The organism is Caldinitratiruptor microaerophilus (genome assembly GCF_025999835.1).
GTDB classification, from domain to species: Bacteria; Bacillota; Sulfobacillia; order Symbiobacteriales; family ZC4RG38; genus Caldinitratiruptor; species Caldinitratiruptor microaerophilus.
Genome location: NZ_AP025628.1, coordinates 371,208 through 392,561, shown reverse-complemented (window position 1 = coordinate 392,561; position 21,354 = coordinate 371,208). Strand labels below are relative to the sequence as shown.

Below are 21,354 nucleotides of genomic sequence, written 5' to 3'. Positions count from 1 at the left end.
GCGGTGCGGCTCCGGAGCGGCACCATCCTGCTCCTGGTGCTCCTCCTGACGGTTCTCCCGCTGGCGCTGCCGTCTCCCGCCGGGCAGGAAGAACCGTTCAGCGGAGCGGACGCCCGGGCAGAGGCCCTGATCACCCGGCTCCGGCCCGACTATACCCCCTGGTTCCGTCCCCTGTGGGAACCCCCCAGCGGCGAGATCGAGAGCCTGCTGTTCGCGCTGCAGGCCAGCCTGGGCGCGGGGCTGATCGGGTACTACCTGGGTTTCGCCCGCGGCAGGAACCTGAGTGCCGGGGGAACACGCGAGCGTGTACACGATTGACCGCTGGGCTTACGCCAACCGCTGGCGCTGCCGTCACCCCGTCGAGAAGCTGACGCTGGCCGCCGGGATGCTTCTCCTGAGTCTCACGGTGCCTCCGTGGCCCGGGGGAATGTTGATCCTCGCGGTGATGGCGGTGACGACGGTGGGCCTGGCGGGCATTCCTCTCCGGGTGCACCTGCGGGTTCTGCGGGTGCCTGCCGGCTTTGCCCTGACCGGCGCGGCAGCCATGCTCTTCCGCATCGCCGCGAAGCCGGAGGGTGGCTGGCGCCTGGCTCTCGCGCCCGGGGGGACGGCGGCCGCCGCGGCCGTCCTCCTCCGCTCCCTGGCGGCCCTCGCCTGCCTCAGCTTCCTGGCCCTCACCACGCCCGTGGTCGAGTTCGTGCCCCTCTTCCGGCGCTGGCGCCTGCCCCCGGCCGTCCTGGACCTCGTACTGCTGGTCTACCGGTTCCTGCACGTCCTGACGGACCGCGCGAGGGCCGCCCGCACCGCTCAGGCCTCCCGCCTGGGCCACGCCGGCATCCGCCACGCCTATCGCTCGCTTGGTCTTCTGGCCGCGTCACTCTTCCCCCGGGCCCTGGAGCGCGCACGCCGGCTCGAACACGGCCTGGCGGCGAGGGGATTTCAGGGGGACCTGCACGTCCTGCTGCCGCAGCGTGAAATCTCCATCGCCGCGCTGGCGGGCATCCTCCTTCTGGAAATCGCCCTGGGACTCCTGAGTGCGGCTCTGCGCGGGTGATGCACGTGTCGCAGGTGATCCTGGAGGCGCGGGGCCTGGAGTACAGCTACGAAGGCGGCACGCAGGCCCTGAGCGGGCTGGACCTCACCGTGGCCCCCGGCCGCAGGCTGGCCATCCTCGGTGCCAACGGGGCCGGAAAGTCGACCCTCCTCCTGCACCTCAACGGCACGCTCCGCCCGGACCGGGGTACCGTCTACCTGGACGGGCATCCCGCCGACTACTCCCGCCGGGGCCTGATCCGCTGGCGCCAGCAGGTGGGCCTGGTCCTCCAGGATCCCGACGACCAGCTCTTTGCCGCCAGCGTGTACCAGGACGTCTCCTTCGGCCCCCTCAACCTCGGCCTGTCCGAGGCTGCCGCCCGGCAGCGCGTGGAGGAGGCGCTGGCGGCGCTGGAGATCGAGCACCTTCGGGACCGCCCCACGCACCTCCTCAGCTTCGGGCAGAAGAAGCGGGTGGCGATCGCCGGTGTGGTCGCCATGCGGCCCCGGGTGCTGGTCCTGGACGAGCCGACGGCAGGGCTGGATCCCGCCGGCGTGCAGCGGCTCCTGGCCACGCTCGACCGGCTCCACCGGGCCGGGACCACCCTGATCCTGGCCACCCACGACATGGACCTGGCCTACGGCTGGGCAGACGAGGTGGCGGTGCTCCACCGGGGCGCCGTCCTGCGGCAGGGGCCGCCGGAGGTCGTGCTCCAGGACGCGGCTCTCCTGGCCTCCGCCGGCCTGCGCACGCCGTGGGTGCTGGAGGTGGGCCGGCGGCTCGCCGCGACGGGCTGGATTCCCCCGGCGGCCGGGCTCCCGCGGACACGGGAGGAGCTGCTCGCCGGGTTGCCAGACCGGGACGGTTCGACTCGGCCCCGCGATCCGGCGGCCTGGACGGTACCTCATCCGGGAAACCATGAAGGGGCGAGACAGCGGTGAACGCGCGGGGACCAGACGGGGGTTCGGGCGTGGCGGCGCAGGTGCTCGGCAGCCTGGCGGCGGTCGACGTCGTCGCCCTGTGCCAGGACCTCATCCGCATCCGGACGGTGAACCCGCCGGGGGACGAGGGGCCGGCGGCCGAGTACGTCGCCCGCCGGCTGCGGGAGGCGGGCCTGGAGGTCGAGGTGCTCGGGCACGGCCCCGGGCGGGCGAGCGTGATCGGCCGGCTGCGGGGATCGGGCGGGGCGCCGGCGCTCCTCCTGAGCGGCCACCTGGACACGGTGCCGGTCGGGGACCAGCCCTGGAGCCGGGACCCCTTCGCGGGCGAGGTGGCGGATGGCCGCATCTGGGGCCGGGGCGCGGCGGACATGAAGGGCGGCGTGGCCGCCATGCTGGCGGCGGTCGAGGCGGTGGCGGCGGCCTGCCGGTCGGAGGACCCCGGCGGGGGTCCGGGGGGCCTGCGCCTGCAGGGCGACCTCCTCTTTGCGGCGACGGCCGGGGAAGAGGTCGACTCCCTCGGCGCCGCCGCGGCTGCCCGCCGGCTGGCCGGGACGCCCGTGCAGGCGATCGTGATCGGGGAACCCAGCGGCAACGACGTGTACATCGCAGAGAAGGGCGCGCTGTGGCTCGAACTGGTGACGCACGGACGGACGGCGCACGGGTCGTCGCCGGAGCTGGGCCGGAACGCCGTCATGATGATGGTCACGCTCCTGGCAGAACTCGATCGCCTCGAGATCCCCCACACCCCCCACCCCCTCCTCGGCACGCTCTCCCGCAGCGTGGGCACCGTGGCCGGCGGAGTGAAGACGAACGTGGTGCCGGACCGGTGCGTGGCCACCGTCGACATGCGGACCGTACCCGGCCAGGACCACGGGGCGATCGTCCGGGCGGTGGAGGGGCTCATCGCCGACCTCGCCCGGCGCCACCCGGGCTTCCGGGCCGAGGTGCGGGTGGTGAACGACCGCCGGCCGGTCGTCACCGACCCGGCCCACCCCGCCGTGCAGGCGTTCCTGGACGCCGCCGGCGCCGTGCGGGGTCGCCGGCCGGAGCCGACCGGGGTGCGCTACTACACCGACGCCACCGAACTGGTGCCCGTGCTGGGCGCGCCGATGATCATCTGCGGCCCCGGCGACCCCCGCCTGGCGCACCAGCCGGACGAGTCCGTGGAGGTCGACCGCCTCGTCGAGGCCGCCCGCATCTATGCCCTGGCAGCGGTGCGGATGCTGGCGGGTTCCGGCAGCACCCAGACGCCAAGGGGTAGCCAGCGCAAGGACGCCAGCGGCCGGGTCACGTGAGTGCCCGGCCGCTGGCGTCGCGGAAGGCCAGGTGGGTGACCGGCAGGATCAGAACGGACCCATCATGCCGGCCATGCCGGCCATCCCGGCGGTCCCGCCGGAGCCGTGCATCCCGCTCATGTCGGTGGTCAGGCAGTCGGCCGAGTGCGCTTCGATCAGCCCCCGCATCCGGGCCGCGGTCTGAGCGTCCAGCTTGCCCGCCTGGACCAGGTCGGTGAGGATCCGCTGCATCTCCCCGATCATCGCCGCCCGCAGGGCCTGGGGCTCGACACCCTTCTCCTGCGCGAGCTGCGCCAGCGTCTGGCCGGCGCCGAGGGCCTGCCGGAGCTCGGCCGGCGTGATCCCGAGCTTCTCCGCCAGCGCCGCCGTCATCCGCTCGTGGATCGCCGGCATCTCGCCCGCCAGGGAGGTCATGGCGGCGTGCATGGCGGTCATGTCTGCGCCGGCCTGGGCCATGTGCCGGTTGTGGACCGCCGTCCAGCTGTTCGTGGAAGCCGCCACGGCGCGGCCGTACGGGGTGAGGAAGAAGACTCCTGCGCCCAGCGTGGCTGCACCAACGATCCCCAGAATGACTCTCCGAGTACGCGTCATCTGCGGTCCCTCCGTCCGGTTCGTTCGTTTCTGGCCCCAGGATAGCAGCCGCCTGTGGTCGGGCCTTGGAGGGGTTGTGGAGATTCTGTGAGGCCCCAGGAGCGATCGCCGCCCGTCCGGGCCGCGTGCGCCTCCTGTCCCGTACGAGATCCGCGCCGGTCCCCCAGGGCTCCAACCGGCACGTTCGTGGTACACTCGGATCGGTGACCCGGCGCCGATCGTGCGGCGCACGGCCCACCCTGACGTGCCGGCGCCGGCGCCCTCCGGGCCGCGCGGTGCCCGGCCGGCAGCCGGGCGGGCGAGCCCGGAGGAGGACGGAGTCCCGAGGTGGCCTCACGTGTCGCCGTCATCCCGCACCGTCCGTCCCCCTGCAGGCAAGGGGATCCTCGCCGGCGTCCTGCTGGCCGTCGCCGTCGTCGTCGCCCAGGCGCTGGACGGCGAACCCGACGCGCCCCGGCCCGCGGCGCGGGCGCCGGCGGAGGCCGGGGCGGCCGCGCCGCCCGCAGCGCCTCCGACGCCGGCCCCAGCTGCGCCCGAAGAGGACACGCCAGCCGCCCCGGAAACCGTCCCGGCCACGGTGATCCGGGTCGTCGACGGGGATACGGCCGAGATGCGGCTCGAGGGCGGCCGGGCGGAGACCGTCCGCTTCATCGGCGTGAACACGCCCGAGACGGTGGCGCCGAACCGGCCGGTGGAGCCATATGGAAAGGAAGCGTCGGCCTTCACCCGGTCCCGGCTGCAGGGGAAGACCGTGCACCTCGAGTTCGACGTCGAGCGCCGTGACCGGTACGGCCGCCTGCTCGCCTACGTCTGGCTCTCGCCCCCGCAGAATGGCGACGCCCGGGAGGTCCGGGAGAAGATGTTCAACGCCATCCTCCTGGCCGGGGGCTACGCCCAGGTCATGACCGTGCCGCCCAACGTGAGGTACGCGGAGCTCTTCGTCCAGCTCCAGCGGGAGGCCCGGGAGGGGAACCGGGGCCTGTGGGGGCTCGAGCCGGACTCGCGCACACTGAGCGGCGCCGGGCCGGCCGCCCCTGCTGCCCCGGGCGGGGCCTTCGCCGACCGCGACTGCTCCGACTTCCGCACCCAGGCCGAGGCGCAGGCCTTCTTCGAGGCGAACGGCGGCCCGGCCCGGGACCCGCACCGGCTGGACGGCGACCACGACGGGATCGCGTGCGAGAGCCTGCCGTGACCCGCACGCCAGGCAGCCAGACGGACGTCGCCCCCGTGCGGCAGCGCCGCCGGGGGCTCACGCTTGCTGGGGCCGGCACCGGTCTTCACGTCCGGTGTCCCTCAGGTTCCGGTCTCCACGCGCTCGAGGAGCGTCAGGAGCTGCTCGACCTCCCCCGAGGACAGGCGGGAGACGGCCTGGGCCACGGCCTGGCGCCGGGCCTCGTCGACCGCGGCGAGGGCCTGCCGGCCTTCCTGGGTGAGCCGCACCCACACGACCCGCCGGTCGCCCCGGTCCCGCTCCCGGGTGACGAGCCCCGCCCGGGCCATGCGGTCGATGAGCCCCGTGGCGGCGCTCAGGGTTACCCCCAGGGTGGCGGCGACGTCCGAAACCTGCATGCGGCTCTGGCTGAGCGCGCGGAGGACCAACCGCTGGCTGAGGGAAAGGCCCGTCTCCCCGCCCGTTCGGGCGGCAAGGTGCCGGAAGACACGGCTGATCAGGTCCTCAAGGCGGTCAAGGATAGCCGAATCCGTGGTGCTGGTGCTCATCGGCGCCCTCCTCTGGCGGAGCCGTGAGCCCCCGGACGCCTAATCCACACCGACGAACGGATTGTACTTCTTCTCGTCTTCGATCGTTGTCTCAGGCCCGTGGCCGGGGTAAACCACAGTGTCCGGGGGCAGGATGAAGAGCTTCTCCCGGATCGAACGGACAAGCGTCGCGTGGTCCCCTCCCGGCAGGTCCGTCCGGCCGATCGAGCCGGCAAAGAGCGTGTCGCCGGCCAGGACGAGGCCCGGCCCGCGGAAACAGACCCCGCCGGGGGTGTGTCCAGGTGTGTGAAGAACTTCGAGGTGCACCTCACCGAGCACCACCCGGCCCCCCTCTTCCAGGAGGTGCTCCGGATCGGGCAGGGACACGGGACTGCCGAACCAGGCCGAGCCGTTGAGCTGGGGTTCCCGCAGGAGTGGCACGTCGCCCGGATGGCAGGCGACCGGGGCCCCCGACCAGCCCCTCACCCACTCCACACCCCCGATGTGGTCGCCGTGCCCGTGGGTGAGCAGGATCCGTTCCACCCTCAGGCCTTCGGACCGGACGGTCTCCTCGATCCACGGGTCCGGCGCCCCGGGGTCGACGACGGCAGCAACACGGGTCCTCGGGCAGGCGACGATGTAGCAGTTCGCTGCCAGAGGACCGACGGCTTTTCTCCATAATAATAACACATCGTCCAAAGCGTTGGTCTCCTCTCTTCCGCGCGCCCGGCCCCCGGCGGCCGCCCGGGCGCCACCCCCTGCGCCTCAGAACTCCCTGTCGCTGTCCAGCAAGATGGTCACGGGCCCATCGTTCACGAGCTCCACGCGCATGTGCGCCTGGAACCGGCCGGTGGCCACCGGGACCCCGAGGGCCCGCAACTCCGCGCAGAACGCCTCGTACAGGGGCTCGGCGACCTCGGGCCGGGCCGCCCAGTCGAAGCCGGGCCGGCGGCCGCGGCGGACGTCGCCGTACAGGGTGAACTGGCTGACGACCAGGGCCGATCCCCCCACGTCGAGGAGGGAGCGGTTCATCTTGCCGGCGTCGTCCTCGAAGATCCGCAGGTGGGCGACCTTCTCTGCCAGGTAGCGGGCAGCGGCGGGCTCGTCCCCCGTGCGGACGCCGAGCAGCACGACGAGCCCGGGACCGATCTCCCCGACGGGGACCTCGCTCCCGGTCTGCCCCTCCACGACCGTCACCCGGGCGCGGCTCACCCGCTGCACGACCGCGCGCATCAGGACCCCACGCTGCCCCGGGCGCGGTTCTCGTGCACCACCCGGTCGGCACTGAGCACGTCCCGCACCTTGCGGATCTTCTGCAGCACGTACTGGAGCTGGGTCAGGTCCCGGACTTCGAGCACCATGTCGATGGTGGCGAGCTTGTTGCGGTGGCCCCGGGACATCGACGAGAGCACGTTGATGCGGCTGTCGGCGACGATCCCCGCGACCTCGGCCAGGAGCCCCGCCCGGTCGATCGCGACGATCTGGATCTCCACCGGGTGGCTGGCGCTGTACCCTTCCTCCCAGCCGACCTCGATGAGCCGGTCGGGGTCGCGGGCCATCGCCGGCAGGTTGGGACAGTCGAGCCGGTGCACCGCCACCCCGCGCCCCCGGGTCACGTAGCCGATGATCGGGTCCCCGGGCACCGGGCTGCAGCACCGGCTGAACCGCACCAGCACGCCGTCCACGCCCTTGACGTGGATACCGGATGACGGTTTGCGGTAGCCCTCCCACTCCTTGCGCTCCGTCGCCGGCGGCGGGGTGACCGCAGCCACGCCCTCGGCCCTCTGGCGCTCCCGTTCGAAGAGGTCGCGCAGCCGCCCCGCCACCGTGGAAGCGGTCAAGGTGCCGATGCCGATCGCCACCAGCAGCTCGTCGTCGGAGGCCAGGTTGTGCTTCTTGCGGACCTCGGCCAGCCACTCGTCCTTCAGCAGTTCGTGCGGCTCGTAGCCCAGGCGGCGGATCTCCCGGTCGAGCGCTTCCCGGCCCCGCTGCAGGTCCTCCTCCCGCCGCTCCCGCTTGAAGAACTGGCGGATCTTGTTCTTGGCCGTCGAGGTCTTGACGATCTTGAGCCAGTCGATGCTCGGGCCCGGGCTCGACTTCGACGTCAGGATCTCGACGATGTCGCCGGACTTGAGCGGGGTGTCCAGCGGCGTCAGCTTCCCGTTCACCCGGGCGCCGACGCAGCGGTGGCCGATGTCGGTGTGGATGGCGTACGCGAAGTCGATCGGCGTCGCCCCGGCAGGAAGGTCGACCACGTGGCCCTTCGGGGTGAACACGAAGACCTGGTCGGCGAAGATGTCGACCTTCACGGCCTCCACGAAGTCCCGGGCCTCCCGCATCTCCGTGTGCCACTCCAGGAGGCTCCGGAGCCACGAGAGCTTGCGGTCGAAGTCCGGGTCGGTCCGCCCCTCCTTGTACCGCCAGTGGGCGGCCACGCCGTACTCCGCCGTCCGGTGCATGTCCCACGTGCGGATCTGGATCTCGAAGGGCTGCCCGTGCGGCCCGACCACCGTGGTGTGCAGGGACTGGTACAGGTTCGGCTTCGGGGTGGCGATGTAGTCCTTGAACCGGCCCGGCAGCGGGCGCCAGAACGAGTGGATGACTCCGAGGGCGCCGTAGCAGTCCTTCACCTCGTCCACGATCACGCGGATGGCGATGAGGTCGTAAAGCTCGGTAATGTCCTTGCCCTGGCGGTACATCTTCTTGTAGATGCTGTAGAGGTGCTTCGGGCGGCCGGAGATGTCCGCCTTGATGCCCACCTCGTCGAGCTTCTGCCGGAGCTGGGCCATGAGCTCCTGGGTGAGCGACTCCCGCTCCTCGCGCTTCTGGGCAACCAGCCGGGCGATCTCCCGGTACTTCTCCGGCTCCATGTACCGGAAGGCGAGGTCCTCCAGCTCCCACTTGATGTCCGCCATGCCGAGGCGGTGGGCGAGCGGCGCGTAGATCTCCAGCGTCTCCTGGGCGATGCTCCGCTGCTTGTCCTCCCGCAGGTACCCCAGCGTCCGCATGTTGTGCAGGCGGTCTGCCAGCTTGATCAGGATGACCCGGAGGTCGCGGGCCATTGCCAGGAACATCTTGCGCAGGTTCTCGAGCTGCGCCTCTTCCCGGGAAGTGAAGTCCAGCCGCGACAGCTTGGTCACGCCGTCGACGAGGGAAGCGACCTCCTTGCCGAACCGGGTCTCCAGGTCCGGGATGCAGACGCTGCAGTCCTCGACGACGTCGTGCAAGAGCGCCGCCGCCACGGTGGTCGCGTCCATCTGGAGGTCGGCGAGGATGGCAGCGACCTCGAGGGGATGCTGGATGTACGCCTCGCCCGAGCGGCGGAACTGGCCGGCGTGGGCCTGGCTGGCGAACTCGTACGCCGACTCCACCAGGGACAGGTCGGCCCCCGGGTAGGTCTTGAGGATCTTCTGCTTCAGGGTCTCCAGGTCCACACGCCGCACCTCCCTTCCCGCCGGTGTGCTCGGGCCGCCGTATGCGAAGCGGCGGCCAGCCGGAGTCCCGGGGCCGCACGTCCGCGGTTTCACGTTCATTCTACCCCAAGCTTCCCCGGCGCGCCACCACCGCCGTGGCAAGTTTCGCGACGCGGCCTGACACGGTGCGGTACCGCACGGCGGGACGCCGTGCCGTCGGTCGGGAAGCGGTGCACGATCGGGTCCGCTAGCGTTTGCGTTGTGGTGCCTCAACTGCACAGCAGCCCCCCGGGTCGGCCGCGCCAGGTCAAGAACACGGGGGGTTGCGGTCGAAATCGAGCCGCAAGTTTACCGGAAGTCGGTGTTCTGTAAATCTGAGTTCGGGGGTTGAGCGTTCGCTGTGCACTTCAGGAACCGCTAAGGTCCTGCTCGCGGTCCCTGTTCTGCACTACCGTCCGGGAAATGTGGTATCTCGTCAGTCACTATAGGTGACTCCGGCCCGTCCGCCGGTGGCCGCACTGCGCCGCGGCCGGGACGACAAGCTGCACTGCGTCCGCCCGACCTCACGACGTCCGCATGAGGCGCCGGCGTTCGTGGTGAGCGATGCGTAGGAGCGCCCCTTCCTCGAGCTCCTCCACCACGTGAAGTGTGCCGCCCGCCGTTCGGGCGAGTTCCTCCAGGTAGCGCCGGGAGGGCATGAGGCCCACGCAGCCGAAGGGCACCCGGCTGCGGGCCACCTGCCGGGCCGCCTCCAGGCCGTCGGCCAGCGGGTCGATGCTCCAGCGCGGCACCGTGGGGATGCCGTCCGTGACGAGCAGGAGCAGCGGACGGCGCACCCGGGAGCGCTGGATCAGCTCGAGGCTCGCCACCAGGCCGTGGGCGAGCGGGGTGAGTCCCATCGGCTGCAGCCGGGCCAGGGCCGCCTCGACCCGGGCCCAGTCCCGGGTGAACGGCACCTGGACGCGCACCTCCCGTTCCTGGAACGCCACCACGGCGATGCGGTCCCGGGTAATCGCCAGCAGGTGCCGCACGAGGTGCTTGGCGGCCCGGATTCGCCGGCCGGCCATGGAGGCGCTGGCGTCGATGAGAAGGCAGATGTAGAGCGGCTCCTCCGCCGGTCGCCGGTACACGTGCAGGTCCCCGCGCTCGAGACACAGGGCCGGCGCCGGTCCGCCTCCTGCCCCGACCCGCACCAGGTGGGCGCGCCGGACCCCGGCGATCACCGTCTCGGGGACGGCCAGGTCGCCGAGCCAGGAGCCCGGCGGAGCAGGGACGGGAGGCCGGGTGGGCCCGTACCGGGCCCGCAGCGAAGGACGCTCCCCCGGCCGTGGCCGGACCGGCAACGCCTCCCGCGGCACGCGCCGGATGCGCCGGCGGAAGCGCATCGTCACCTCCCGCAGGTGTCCGTCCAGGAAGGCGGCCAGGGCCTTGCCGGCCTCGGTGAGGCGCAGGGCGCGGCCGTCGCGCCGGACGAGTCCCTCTTCCTCCAGGTCGCGCAGCAGGGGGTTGGCCTGCTGCGACCCCAGGGGGGACACGCTGCCGGCGGCCGCCTGTCCCGACCGCACGGCGTCGAGGGCGCGGTGGATCTCGGCGGGGCTGCCGAGGCGGGAGGCGAGGCGGAGCACCTCCTGCAGTCGGGTCTCGTGCGCGAGCGCCTCCCACGGCGCCCAGGACCCCGCGCCCGCTGCGGGCCCGGGTGGTGCCTCTGCCCCGTCCGGGGCGGGGATGGGTCCGCCCGCGGCCGCATCGGAGGCGAGTCCGGGGGAGACGGCCGTGGGCGTACCCTGGGTGGCTCCGGCGGGGGCAGGAGTTCCTGAGACGGCCGCTCCGGTCCCCGCCGTGCCCGTGCTCGCCTGGGCGGGGACCGCCGCCCCGGATCCCGCTGCAGCCGGCGAGGCGGTCACCCCGGCAGTGGCCGTGCGGGGCTCCGGCGGCTCACGCAGGCGGGAGTCCGTGAAGTCCGCGTAGTGGGAGAGGTCGAGCGCCGGACCGCCGCCCGTGGGCGGCGGGTGGCGCAGGCCCTCGACCCGCCGCAGCTCCACGCCCTGCGCCAGGATCTCCGCCTCCACGGCGCGCAGGATCGGCAGGACGAGGCCCAGCGCCTCGTCCGGCAAGAGGGCCGCCAGGTGCACGTGGTTGCGGTGGGAGGCCAGGAGCGTCGGGCGCTGGCCCCACGTGAGGCTGCCGGTGAGGCGCCCGCCGCCGGCGCCGGTCTGGATGTCGATGTCGTGGGCGCGGTCGGGCGCGCCGCAGGCCTGCAGGGCGCGGCAGATCGCCGCGGCGACCCCGCGGGGGTCGACCCGGGCGACCGCGTGGAACAGGTCCACGTGGAGGATCTCGTCCGGGCGCCGCCGGCCGTAGAAGACCTGCCCGGCGTCGAGGTGGCGCAGGACGGACACCACGCCGGGTTCCCTCAGCTCGACCGTGTGTACCCGCCGGCTCACCACCGCGGTCTCGCCGAAGCGGACCCCCTCGCCCCGCCGCAGCGCGGCCCGCAGCCGCTCCTCCCAGTCCATGGCCTACCCCGTCAGCGCCGGCGGCGAAGGTCGTCCTCGGTGGAGACCAGGAGCCTGTCCGGCAGCTTCCACAGTGGCCGGGCCCGGTGCGGCGGCGCCGCCGGCGGGTGGCGGGCGGGGTCCACGCTGACGGCAGCGGCGCTGCTCCCGTCGCCCGCCTGCGAGCCCCGCCTCCGCAGGTACGACCACAGGCGCTGCCAGAGCGGGGGAACGTCCGGCCGGCCGGCCCCTCGCCCCGGAGCCGTCCCCGGGGCGGCCGCCGCCTGTCCCCCGCGGCCCTCCCCGGCCGCGGCGGGGGTGCGATCTGCCAGCGGTGCGGCCGGGGGCGCGTCGCCTGCGCCCGGTCCGGGGGTGGCCAGGCCGGGCGGGGCTGCCGCCCCCACCGGCGGGGCCCCGGGGCGCGCCAGCGCGCCCGCCGGCGTCGCCGGCGCGGCCACCGCCACCGATCCCGGGCCGCGGCCCGCAAAGCCGCCCTCCCCGTGCGCCCGGGCGCCCGGCACCCCGCGCAGGTGCTGGAGTGCCCGGGCCAGGGTGTCGCCGTCGACGCGATGGTGGAGGGCCAGGGGGGCGACGGCCGCCAGGTCTTCCCAGGTGGCCTCGCTCCGGCCGGCCAGGCAGGCGCTGAGGCGGGCCCCCCGGAGCATCGCTTGGACGCTGCGCAGGCTCTCGAGCCCGAAGCGGGTGTAGAGCCCGGCCACCTCTGACCGCAGCCAGGCCGGCACCGACACGTCCCGGAGGGCGCCGGCCCGTTCGGCCAACCGGGCCCGGCAGGCCTCGAGCGCCTCCTCGTCCGGCGGCGCCGCGGTGAGGCCCTCCAGCCGGGCCAGGATCGTGTCGACCACGGCCGCGTCGTCCGGGCGGCCGGTCGGGATCACGAAGTCGAAGCGGTCCGACAGCTGCCTCCGGATCTCCTCCAGGGGTCCCGGGTCCTCGTCGGGGTTGGAGGCCGCCCAGACGGAGACCACGAGGGGAATCTCGACCGCCGGGAGCCCCGTCTCCTCGATCTGCACCCGCCCGGGCCGGGTGCCCATGGCGTCGAGGAGGATGTCGGCCAGCTCCGGGGAGGTCTCCGCCAGGCGGTTGACCTCGTCGACCAGGACGATGCCCCGGTGCGCCTGCGGCAGGGTGCCCGGCAGGAGCGCCGCGGCCGGGTCGGTGGGGCTCACCAGGCGCCCCAGGTCGATCGACCCGACCACCGTGCCCACCTTCGCCGAGTGGGAGATCTCCAGGAAGGGTATGGTCACCCACTCCGACCCGATCCGCGCCAGTGCCTCCGGGTCGAGCCCGCGGTGTTGCGGGCAGTGGGGCGCGTCCGGGTCGCAGTTGTACAGGCACCCCTTGACACGCCGGATGCGGGGCAGCACGCGGCGGGCCGCCCGCAGGATCGTGGTCTTGCCGGTGCCCCGTAGCCCCTCGGCGTGAAGGTGCAGGGGCGTGCCAGCCAGCGTGGACACGATCGACATCTCGACGGCGGAGAAGAGGGCGGCGTTCCCCTTGTGCCGGACAAGGCCCAGAACCGAGTCCAATCCGGTCCCCCCAGCGGGCGATCGGGGTCCGGCCCCTCCGGGACCGGCCATTCCCTAGTCTGCCCAGCGAGAAGGAGAAGCCCGCGCGCACCGGACCGCTGCCGGCCGTGCACGGCAGAGCCCGGGGCCGGCGGCGCCCGTGAACCCGCTCTGCCTGTGCACAGGTCTGTGAATAGGAGCCCTGGCTGAAACATGGTAGAATGGTCGGGTGTGGTGTAGAGGTAGGAGGGCAATCGGAATGCCACAGCGCCAACGCCACGTGCGCCAGGCGGCCGTCCTGGCGCTACTCGGGGTTCTCCCGGCCCTGGCCGGGTGTTCTTCCCGGGCCCGGGGCGCCCAGGCGGCGGCCGTCCCGCCGGCCGTCCCGGTCCGGGCCGTTCCGGCCAGCCGGCAGGAGATCGTTCAGACCTCCGTCGTCACCGGCACCGTGACCCCGGGCCTGCAGGTGCAGCTCTCCAGCGCCATCCCGGGACAGGTCGCCGCCGTGCACGTCGAACTCGGCGACCGCGTGCAGGCCGGCCAGCCGTTGGTGCAGCTCGACGACCGTGAGGCCCGGGCCCAGCTCCAGCGGGCCGAGGCCGCCCTGGCCCAGGCCCGGTCCGCCGCCGAGGAGGCCGCCAAGAGCCGCGACCGGCTCGAGGCGCTGTTTCTGGCCGGGGCGGTGAGCCAGCAGCAGATCGACCAGGCCCGGGCCGGCGCCGTCCAGGCGCAGGCCGCCCTGCAGCAGGCCGCTGCCGCGGCCGAGCAGGCCCGGCTGGCGGTTGAGCACACGGTGATCCGTGCGCCCGCCGCCGGGGTGGTCGCCGAGCGGCGGGTCGAGCCGGGCGCCTGGGTGGCGCCGGGCGTGCCGCTGCTCACCCTCGTCGACGTGTCCCGGGTCCACGTCGACGTGCAGGTGTCCGAGCAGGACGCCGTCCGGCTAGAGCCCGGCCAGGAGGTCACGGTGCGGGTTCCCTCGCTGGGCGCCACGCTGAGGGGAACCCTGCAGGCGCTCAGCCCGACCACCACACCGGGTCAGAAGACCTACGCCGCCCGGGTGACCCTGGAGAACCCCGAGGGGCGCCTGCGCGGCGGGATGTACGTCGAGGTGCAGGTCGCGACGCGCCGGGAGACCGGCATCGCCGTCCCCACGGGGGCGGTGATCGAGCGCGGCGGGGAGAAGGTCGTCTTCGTCGTCGAGAACGGCAAGGCGCGTGAGCGGCGGGTCCGGACAGGCCTGGCCGACGCCGACCGGGTGCTGGTTGAGGGCGTCGCCGAGGGCGCCCGGGTGGTGGTCGCCGGCCAGGACCTCCTCACCGACGGCACCCCCGTCACCGTGAGCGAGGAGGCCGGAGGTTCGGGGGGTGGATCCCCGTGAGCTGGGCCCGGTTCTCCCTCCGCCACCCGGTCCCGGCGATCGTCTTCTTCCTGGTCGCGCTGGTGGTGGGGTTCGTCTCGTACACCCGGCTGGCCGTCGACCTCTACCCCGCCATGGAGTTCCCCATGGCCGTCGTGGTCGCGGAGTACGAGGGTGCGGGGCCGCAGGAGGTCGAATCCCTGGTCACCCGCCCCCTGGAGGAGGCCCTGGGGACGACCCCCGGCCTCAAGAAGATCCGCTCTTGGAGCAGCGAGGGCACGTCCTTCGTCCTGGCCGAGTTCAACTGGGGCACGGACATGGACTTCGCCACGCTGCAGATGCGGGAGCGGATCGACCGCGTCAGGGGCTTCCTCCCCGATGAGGTCAAGAGCCCGCTCGTCTTCAAAATGGACCCGCAGTCGATCCCGGTGCTGGTGATCGGCCTCACCGGGAGCCAGGACCTCGCCGAGCTGAAGCGGATCGCAGAGGACGACATCAAGCCCATCCTGGAGCGCCAGGACGGCGTGGCATCCGTGAACGTCACGGGCGGCGTGGACCGGGAGATCCAGGTCCTGGTCGACCCGGCCCGGCTCCACGCGGCCGGGGTGTCGATCCCCCAGGTGGCACAGGCCCTGGCCACGGACAACCTGAACCTGCCCGGCGGCGACGTCCGGGAGGGCCAGCTGCGGCTCCTCGTGCGGTCGATCGGGCAGTTCCGCTCGGTCGACGACATCCGGGACCTGCGCCTCCTCACCCCGCGCGGCCAGGTGGTGCGCCTCGGCGACATCGCGGAGGTGAAGGACACCTTCGCCGAGGCCCGGAGCAAGACGTGGGTGAACGGCAGCCCGTCCGTGAGCCTGAGCGTGCTGAAGCAGAGCGGGGCCAACTCGGTGCAGGTGGCCCGCCGGGTCAAAGAGACGCTGGAGGAGCTCAGCCGCACCCTACCGGGCGGCATCCAGGCGCACGTGCTCCTGGACCAGTCCCGCTACATCCTCGACTCGCTGAACGGCGTGCGCGACAGCGCCGTCCAGGGCGGCCTCCTGGCCATCGTCATCCTGTACCTGTTCCTGCGCCACTTCCGCGCCACCCTCGCCGTGGGGCTCGCCATCCCCATCTCCATCGTCGTGACCTTCGGCGCGCTCTACCTGGGCGGCGTGACGCTGAACATGATGTCCCTCGGCGGACTGTCGATGGGCGTGGGCATGCTGGTGGACAATGCCATCGTGGTGCTGGAGAACATCTTCCGGCACAAGCAGAAGGAAGGGAAGGATCCCCATCGCGCCGCCGAGGAGGGGGCGGGCGAGGTCACGCTCGCCGTCGTCGCGTCCACCCTCACCACGGTCTGCGTGTTCCTCCCGATCGTGTTCATCCAGGGCCTGGCCAAGCAGTACTTCCAGGAGCTCGCCCTGGCCGTGACCTTCTCGCTCATGGCCTCGCTGGCCGTCTCCCTGACGCTCGTGCCCCTCATGGCCTCCCGCCTCCTCGCCGACCGCCCCGGGCGCACGCCCGGCGAGCCGCCGCGGCTCTCCCGCTGGATCGGCCGGGTGTGGGACCGGCTCGACGCGGCCTATGCCCGGCTCCTGGCCTGGGCCCTGCAGCACCGCAAGAGCGTGGTCGCGATCGCCGTGGGAGCCTTCGTCCTCGCCGGCGCGCTGGTGCCGCTGGTCGGCGTCGAGTTCATCCCCAAGATGGACACCAGCGAGTTCCAGGTGAGCATCGAGCTGCCGAACGGCACCCGGCTCGAGGAGACCGAGCGCGTCGCCCACCAGGTCGAGGCCATCGTCCGGACGATCCCCGAGGTGCGGACGATCTACACGAGCGTCGGCAGCTCCGGCAGCGCCTTCGACAGGAGCACGGCCTCGAACGTGGCCGGCATCTACGCCCTGCTCGTGCGGCCCCACGAACGGGACCGCTCCCTCGACGAGATCATGGACGAGGTCCGGACCCGGACGCGGTCGATCGCCGGGGCGACCATCCGCGTCCAGCTCTCCGGCGCCCTGGGGCCGGGCGGCTCGCCGGTCGAGGTCCAGATCAAGGGCGAGGACCTGGACGTGCTCAAGAGCCTGGCCGCCCGGGTCGAGGCCGAGGTCGCCCGCGTGCCGGGCACCCGGGAGGTCAAGTCCTCCGTCACCCGGGGCCTGCCGGAGGTGCAGGTCGTCGTGGACCGCCGCCGCGCCGCCGACCTCGGCCTGAGCGCCGCGCAGATCGCCCAGGTGGTGCAGACGGCGGTCCGGGGCACGGTCGCCACCCGATACCGCGTGGGCGGCAACGAGTACGACATCCGGGTGCGCGCGGCCGAGCCGGCCCGGGAGGACCTGGAGGCCCTGGGCAACCTCTACGTCCCGACCCCGCGGGGCGAGCAGGTGCCGCTCCGCGAGGTCGCCCAGCTCGTCCGGGCCACCGGCCCGACCAGCGTGAACCGGGAGGACCAGGCCCGGGTCGTCTCGGTCACGGCGCAGCTCTTCGGCCGCGACCTGGGGAGCGCGATGGCCGAGATCCGGCAGCGCCTCGCCGCCCTGCCGCTGCCGCCGGGGTACAGCATCGACTACGGCGGGCAGAGCCGGGAGATGGCGGACGCCTTCTCCGGCCTCAGCCAGGCGCTGGCGCTCGCCACGGTGCTGGTGTACCTCGTCATGGCTGCCCAGTTCGAGTCGTTCCTGCACCCGCTCGTGATCATGTTCTCCGTGCCGTTCGCCTTCGCCGGCGCGGTGTACGCGCTGGCGGTGACCGGGCGCTCCCTCGACATCGCCGGCATGCTGGGCGTCATCATGCTGGTCGGCATCGTCGTGAACAACGCGATCGTGCTCATCGACTACGTGAACCAGCTCCGGCGCCGGGGGCTCACCCGGGAGGAGGCCATCCTCCGGGCCGGCCCGACCCGCCTGCGGCCCGTCCTCATGACCACCCTCACCACCGTGCTGGGCCTGCTGCCGCTGGCCCTCGGCCTGGGCGAGGGAACGGACCAGCAGGCGCCGATGGCCACGGTGGTCATGGGCGGGCTCATCTTCTCCACCCTCCTCACCCTGGTCTTCGTGCCCACGGTGTACACGATCCTCGAGGACGCCCTCCAGGCCCGCTGGGTCCGCCGCCTGCTCCCGGTCCGGCCCCGGCCGGCAGCCCACACGGGGGACTGATCCCACAGCTGGCGGTGTGAATGGCACCGGCCCCGGCCGCCCTCGAAGGGAGCCGGGGCCGGTTTCTGTCCGTGCCCGGATGCCCTTCCCGTTCAGCGTGCCAGGACGGCACGGGTGCCGGGTTGCCGCTTCTCCGCCCGCTTCCACCAGAACCAGAGGGGACTGGCGACGAAGATCGACGAGTACGTGCCGCTGAGGATCCCCACGAACAGCGCCAGGGCGAAGTCCCGCGTGGTCTCGCCGCCGAAGAAGAGGATGGCGGCGATCGCCGCGAGCGTCGTCCCGGCGGTGTTGAGGGAGCGCACCAGCGTCTCGTTGATGCTGCGGTCGACGAGGGCCTCGAGGGGCTCGCCCTTGTGCGGCCGGTGCAGGTTCTCCCGGATGCGGTCGAACACCACGATCGTGTCGTTGATGGAGTAACCGATGACCGTGAGCACGGCGGCGAGGAACGCCGGCCCCACCTCCATGCCGAGGAGAGAGAAGAACCCGAGCAGGACGATGGCGTCGTGCAGCAGCGCCACGACGGCCGCGACGCCGAACTTGAACTCGAAGCGGATCGCGATGTAGATGAGCTGCAGCACGGAGGCGATCGCCACCGCCAGCAGCGCCTTCTCGATCAGTTCCCTGCGGATGGTGGGGCTCACCTCGGACTCGGACACGACCTCGAACTTGCCCAGCGCCTTCTCGAGGTCGGCCCGCAGCTGGGTCCGCTGCTCCGGGGTGAGCGAGACGGTCGTGACCAGGAACTCCGCGCCCGTCGCCTGCCCCTTGAGTTCCGCCTGCCGGACGGTGGGGACGCTGCCCACGCTCCGAGCCACCGCCTCGCGCACCTCCGGGACGGTGCGGGGCTGGTCGAAGCGGAGCTCCAGCTGGGTACCGCCCCGGTAATCGATGCCGAGGTTCACCCCACGCGTGGCGAGGCTCACCACTGCCACGACCAGGGTGAGGACGGAGATGCCCACCCAGATCCGGGCAAGCCGCATGAAGGGAAGGTAACGACGCATCTCAGGCCGTCACCTCCCTCTGGATGGTCATGCCGTGGGCGCCGAAGAGGGTCTTGGGCCCGAACCAGCCGGTCCCCACCGCCAGCTTCAGGAGCCAGCGGCTGAACGTGATGGCCGTGAACATCGAGATCAGGACGCCCAGGCCCAGGGTCAGCCCGAAGCCCCGGATGGGCCCGGTGCCGAGCCAGTACAGCACCGCCGCCGCCACGACCGTCGTCACGTTGGAGTCCAGGATCGCGGAGAACGCCCGCTTGAAGCCGGCGTCGATCGCGCTCCGGAGCCCCGTCCCCCGGCGCAGCTCGTCCTTCACCCGCTCGAAGATGAGCACGTTGGCGTCGACGGCCATGCCCAGGGAGAGCACGATGCCGGCGATGCCGGGCAGGGTCAGCACGGCGCCGATGCCGTACAGGACGCCGAGGGTCAGGAGGAGATACAGGACGAGGGCGAAGTCGGCGAGGAGGCCGGGCACCCGGTAGAAGAGCACCATGTAGGCCGCCACCAGCCCGAGCCCGATGAGCCCGGCCCGCAGGCTGAGCGCCAGGGCCGTCCGCCCGAGCGTGGCGCTGACCGTCCGGTTCTCGATGATGTTGAGCTTCACCGGCAGCGCGCCGCCGTTGAGGAGGTCGGCCAGCTGCTTGGCGCTCTCGGCCGTGAAGTTGCCGGTGATCTGCGCCCGGCCGCTGGGGATCGGCTCGTTGACAACGGGGGCGGAGATCACGTCCTCGTCGAGGTAGATGGCGATCTGCCGGCCCACGAACTTCGTGGTGGCGTCGGCGAACTTCTTGGTGCCCTCGGGCGACAGCTCCAGGGACACGCCGAACTCCGTGCGGCCCTGGCCGGTCTGGATGACCTGGGCCTTGACCAGGTCCTTGCCGGTCAGGACGGTGTTGCCGTCGGGGTCGACGAACTTGAGGAGCGCCGTCTTGCCGATCACCTGGCGGGCCTGCTCCACGTTGGGCACGTCGGCGAGCTCGACGATGATGCGGCGGTCGCCCTCGAGCTGGATGTTCGGCTCGCTGACCCCCAGCTTGTTGACCCGGTACTCGATGACGTCCATCGCACGCTGCATGGCGTCCCGGGTCACCTTGGCCTCGGGGGTGTCCACCCCTTCCAGCACCAGGCGCACGCCGCCCTTGATATCCAGCCCTTGCTTCATGAGGTTATACAGTGGTTTAACCCGCAGAAAATAATAGCCGGCTCCGCCGATGAGGAGCAGCAGAGCCAACAGCGCCGCCGCCGAGCGCACGCGCATGGGTAGGCCCCCTTCTGCGCCGCTTCTTATAACGAAAGACACACGACGTGAAGTCCGGGGTCCATTATAGTGTTCGCCCCTGGCGGTGTCAACGAAGGCCGCACCCGGCCAGGAGCTACGCAACTCCTCCTGCTGTGCCGCACCGCAGTGACAATTCGCGGCCTTTCCCTTGAGCGGCAAAATTCGCGGTCCGGAAGGAATTTGTTGGTAAGGCGCGAAGAAGAATCCCGGCCCACCCATCCTCTCCCAAACGGGTGGCCGGGGAGGTCGAGAATGAAACTGCTCAAGCAGTTCCTTCGCTACGTCTCCAACACGTTCCTGCTCCCCCAGCACCTCCGCCGCGTTCACGCCCGCCGCCATCCCACCCGGGTTCAGATCCCCACCGACTCCGCCCTTTTGGCCTGGATCCTCGGTTTCGCCGCCCGCGTTCACAGCCGCGAGGAACTCGGCCGCCTCCTCGACCGTCGTTCCCTCCACCGCCTCACCCGCCGCCACATCAGCGCCGACTCCCTCGCCCGGATCGCCGCTCAGCTCGACCGCGACTGCCTTCGCGCCCAACTTCTCGTCCCGCTCATTCGCCGCATGCGCCGCAACAAACTCTGGTCCCCCGGCTCCATCGGCCCCTTCGTCATGGTCGCCATCGACGGCACCGAACCCATCCGCTCGGACCACCGCCACTGTACCCACTGTGCCACCCGCACCCGAGCCGACGGCCAGGTCGAGTACTACCACCGCGTCGTCGTCGCCTCTACCGTCGGCACCCACCCCCGCATCCTCCTCGACCTGGAACCCGTCCTTCCGGGCGAGTCCGAAGTGGCCGCGGCCAGTCGCCTGCTCGAACGGCTTGCCAACACCTTTCCCTGGCTCCATGTCTTCCTCCTCGACGCCGGCTTCGCCAACGGACCCTTCCTGGCCCAGATCCACCGGTTTGGCCGCGGCTTCATCGTCCGGGTCAAAGACCACGAGCGCCGCCACCTGCTCCGCGACGCCCAGGCCCTGGCCGCCCGCTCCCAAGCCGACCGGTGGGAGGCCGCCTGGGGCCACCACCGCCTCCGCGTCCATGCCTGGGATGAGGACGGGTTCACTTCGTGGGATTCCTACCCTGGTACCCTCCGGGTCTTGATCGTGGACGAGGAGGAACTCCCCGAACCCGCCACCCGCCGTCGACGCATGCCCTCCCCCGGCAGGCTCCGCCCCCGGGCCTTCTACGTCACCAACCTCTCCCCGGGGCAGCTCCCTACCCGGGCTCTGTGGGAAGCGGCTCATCACCGCTGGAACCTGGAAAACACCGGCTTTCATCAGCTCAAGCACGAGTTCCACTGGAACCATGCCTTCGCCCACCAGAGTCCCGGGGCACTCTTCAACACCTGGCTGCTCCTGGCGGTGGCCTTCAACCTCTTCCTCACCTTCGTCTACCGCCGGCTTCGTGCAGGCAGGCAGGGCAACAAGCCGCTTCGCTGGCTCGCCCAGGAACTGTATGCCGCCCTACGGGTCGCGCCTGCTGAGCAACTGCCTTACCTGGCCGCCGGCTGACGGCATCCGCGCACGAACGGGTGGGGAGACGCAGGAACGAAGTGCAACATCCATCTACTGGCAGCAACAGAGCCCTCGCTCT

Annotated in this window: 17 protein-coding genes; 8 read left to right on the top strand and 9 right to left on the bottom strand. The window is 72.2% G+C overall.

The window, feature by feature from the left end; all coding sequences use genetic code 11:
- The first annotated feature begins 3 nt into the window (after positions 1-3).
- The 4 genes from caldi_RS01895 to caldi_RS01880 are packed head-to-tail and all read left to right on the top strand — an operon-like array spanning position 4 to position 3,269.
- Entirely contained in the window at positions 4-318 is a 315-nt protein-coding gene (locus caldi_RS01895; RefSeq protein WP_264843412.1) for an energy-coupling factor ABC transporter substrate-binding protein, read from the top strand.
- Entirely contained in the window at positions 305-1,054 is a 750-nt protein-coding gene (cbiQ, locus tag caldi_RS01890) for a cobalt ECF transporter T component CbiQ (RefSeq protein WP_264843410.1), read from the top strand. Before caldi_RS01895 ends, cbiQ begins: the two co-directional genes overlap by 14 nt.
- A 5-nt stretch (positions 1,055-1,059) precedes the next feature.
- The gene (locus tag caldi_RS01885; protein WP_264843409.1) at positions 1,060-1,974 is read left to right on the top strand and encodes an energy-coupling factor ABC transporter ATP-binding protein; all 915 of its coding nucleotides are present in this window, start codon (positions 1,060-1,062) and stop codon (positions 1,972-1,974) included.
- A gap of 29 nt (positions 1,975-2,003) precedes the next feature.
- The gene (locus caldi_RS01880) at positions 2,004-3,269 is read left to right on the top strand and encodes a M20 family metallopeptidase (protein WP_264843407.1); all 1,266 of its coding nucleotides are present in this window, start codon (positions 2,004-2,006) and stop codon (positions 3,267-3,269) included.
- Between the two features lie 48 nt (positions 3,270-3,317).
- Here the strand turns inward: caldi_RS01880 and caldi_RS01875 are convergent, their stop codons facing one another.
- Positions 3,318-3,860, bottom strand: a complete 543-nt coding sequence (locus tag caldi_RS01875; protein WP_264843406.1) for a hypothetical protein — start codon at positions 3,858-3,860, stop codon at positions 3,318-3,320.
- 337 nt (positions 3,861-4,197) lie between these two features.
- Between caldi_RS01875 and caldi_RS01870 the strand changes: the two genes are divergently transcribed.
- Positions 4,198-5,052 carry a thermonuclease family protein gene (locus caldi_RS01870; RefSeq protein ID WP_264843404.1) on the top strand — a complete coding sequence of 285 codons (855 nt, stop codon included), beginning with the start codon at positions 4,198-4,200 and terminating at the stop codon, positions 5,050-5,052.
- A gap of 101 nt (positions 5,053-5,153) precedes the next feature.
- Here the strand turns inward: caldi_RS01870 and caldi_RS01865 are convergent, their stop codons facing one another.
- From caldi_RS01865 to caldi_RS01840, 6 genes are all read right to left on the bottom strand, one after another.
- Positions 5,154-5,579 carry a MarR family winged helix-turn-helix transcriptional regulator gene (locus tag caldi_RS01865; protein ID WP_264843403.1) on the bottom strand — a complete coding sequence of 142 codons (426 nt, stop codon included), beginning with the start codon at positions 5,577-5,579 and terminating at the stop codon, positions 5,154-5,156.
- A 39-nt stretch (positions 5,580-5,618) separates the two neighbouring features.
- Positions 5,619-6,248 carry an MBL fold metallo-hydrolase gene (locus caldi_RS01860; protein WP_319951816.1) on the bottom strand — a complete coding sequence of 210 codons (630 nt, stop codon included), beginning with the start codon at positions 6,246-6,248 and terminating at the stop codon, positions 5,619-5,621.
- 75 nt (positions 6,249-6,323) lie between these two features.
- Positions 6,324-6,791: a D-aminoacyl-tRNA deacylase gene (gene dtd / locus caldi_RS01855; protein ID WP_264843400.1), complete on the bottom strand. Its 468-nt coding sequence runs from the start codon at positions 6,789-6,791 to the stop codon at positions 6,324-6,326.
- Positions 6,791-8,992 (bottom strand): RelA/SpoT family protein, encoded by a 2,202-nt coding sequence (locus caldi_RS01850; protein ID WP_264843399.1) that lies wholly within the window; start codon positions 8,990-8,992, stop codon positions 6,791-6,793. Before caldi_RS01850 ends, dtd begins: the two co-directional genes overlap by 1 nt.
- Positions 8,993-9,534: 542 nt before the next feature.
- A complete protein-coding gene (locus caldi_RS01845; RefSeq protein WP_264843398.1) occupies positions 9,535-11,487 on the bottom strand; it encodes a VWA domain-containing protein in 1,953 nt (650 codons plus the stop codon).
- Positions 11,488-11,498: 11 nt separating this feature from the next.
- Entirely contained in the window at positions 11,499-13,013 is a 1,515-nt protein-coding gene (locus caldi_RS01840; RefSeq protein WP_264843397.1) for a hypothetical protein, read from the bottom strand.
- A gap of 238 nt (positions 13,014-13,251) precedes the next feature.
- Between caldi_RS01840 and caldi_RS01835 the strand changes: the two genes are divergently transcribed.
- Both caldi_RS01835 and caldi_RS01830 read left to right on the top strand, forming a co-directional pair.
- Entirely contained in the window at positions 13,252-14,370 is a 1,119-nt protein-coding gene (locus tag caldi_RS01835) for an efflux RND transporter periplasmic adaptor subunit (protein WP_264843396.1), read from the top strand.
- Positions 14,367-17,483, top strand: a complete 3,117-nt coding sequence (locus tag caldi_RS01830; protein WP_264843395.1) for an efflux RND transporter permease subunit — start codon at positions 14,367-14,369, stop codon at positions 17,481-17,483. The genes caldi_RS01835 and caldi_RS01830 overlap by 4 nt, the downstream gene beginning before the upstream one ends.
- A 92-nt stretch (positions 17,484-17,575) precedes the next feature.
- Here caldi_RS01830 and secF read toward each other — a convergent pair whose 3' ends face one another.
- Positions 17,576-18,487 (bottom strand): protein translocase subunit SecF, encoded by a 912-nt coding sequence (secF, locus tag caldi_RS01825; protein WP_264843394.1) that lies wholly within the window; start codon positions 18,485-18,487, stop codon positions 17,576-17,578.
- A 1-nt stretch (position 18,488) separates the two neighbouring features.
- Positions 18,489-19,739 carry a protein translocase subunit SecD gene (gene secD / locus caldi_RS01820; RefSeq protein ID WP_264843393.1) on the bottom strand — a complete coding sequence of 417 codons (1,251 nt, stop codon included), beginning with the start codon at positions 19,737-19,739 and terminating at the stop codon, positions 18,489-18,491.
- Positions 19,740-20,012: 273 nt separating this feature from the next.
- Between secD and caldi_RS01815 the strand changes: the two genes are divergently transcribed.
- The gene (locus caldi_RS01815; RefSeq protein ID WP_264843392.1) at positions 20,013-21,272 is read left to right on the top strand and encodes a transposase; all 1,260 of its coding nucleotides are present in this window, start codon (positions 20,013-20,015) and stop codon (positions 21,270-21,272) included.
- Positions 21,273-21,354 lie beyond the last annotated feature (82 nt).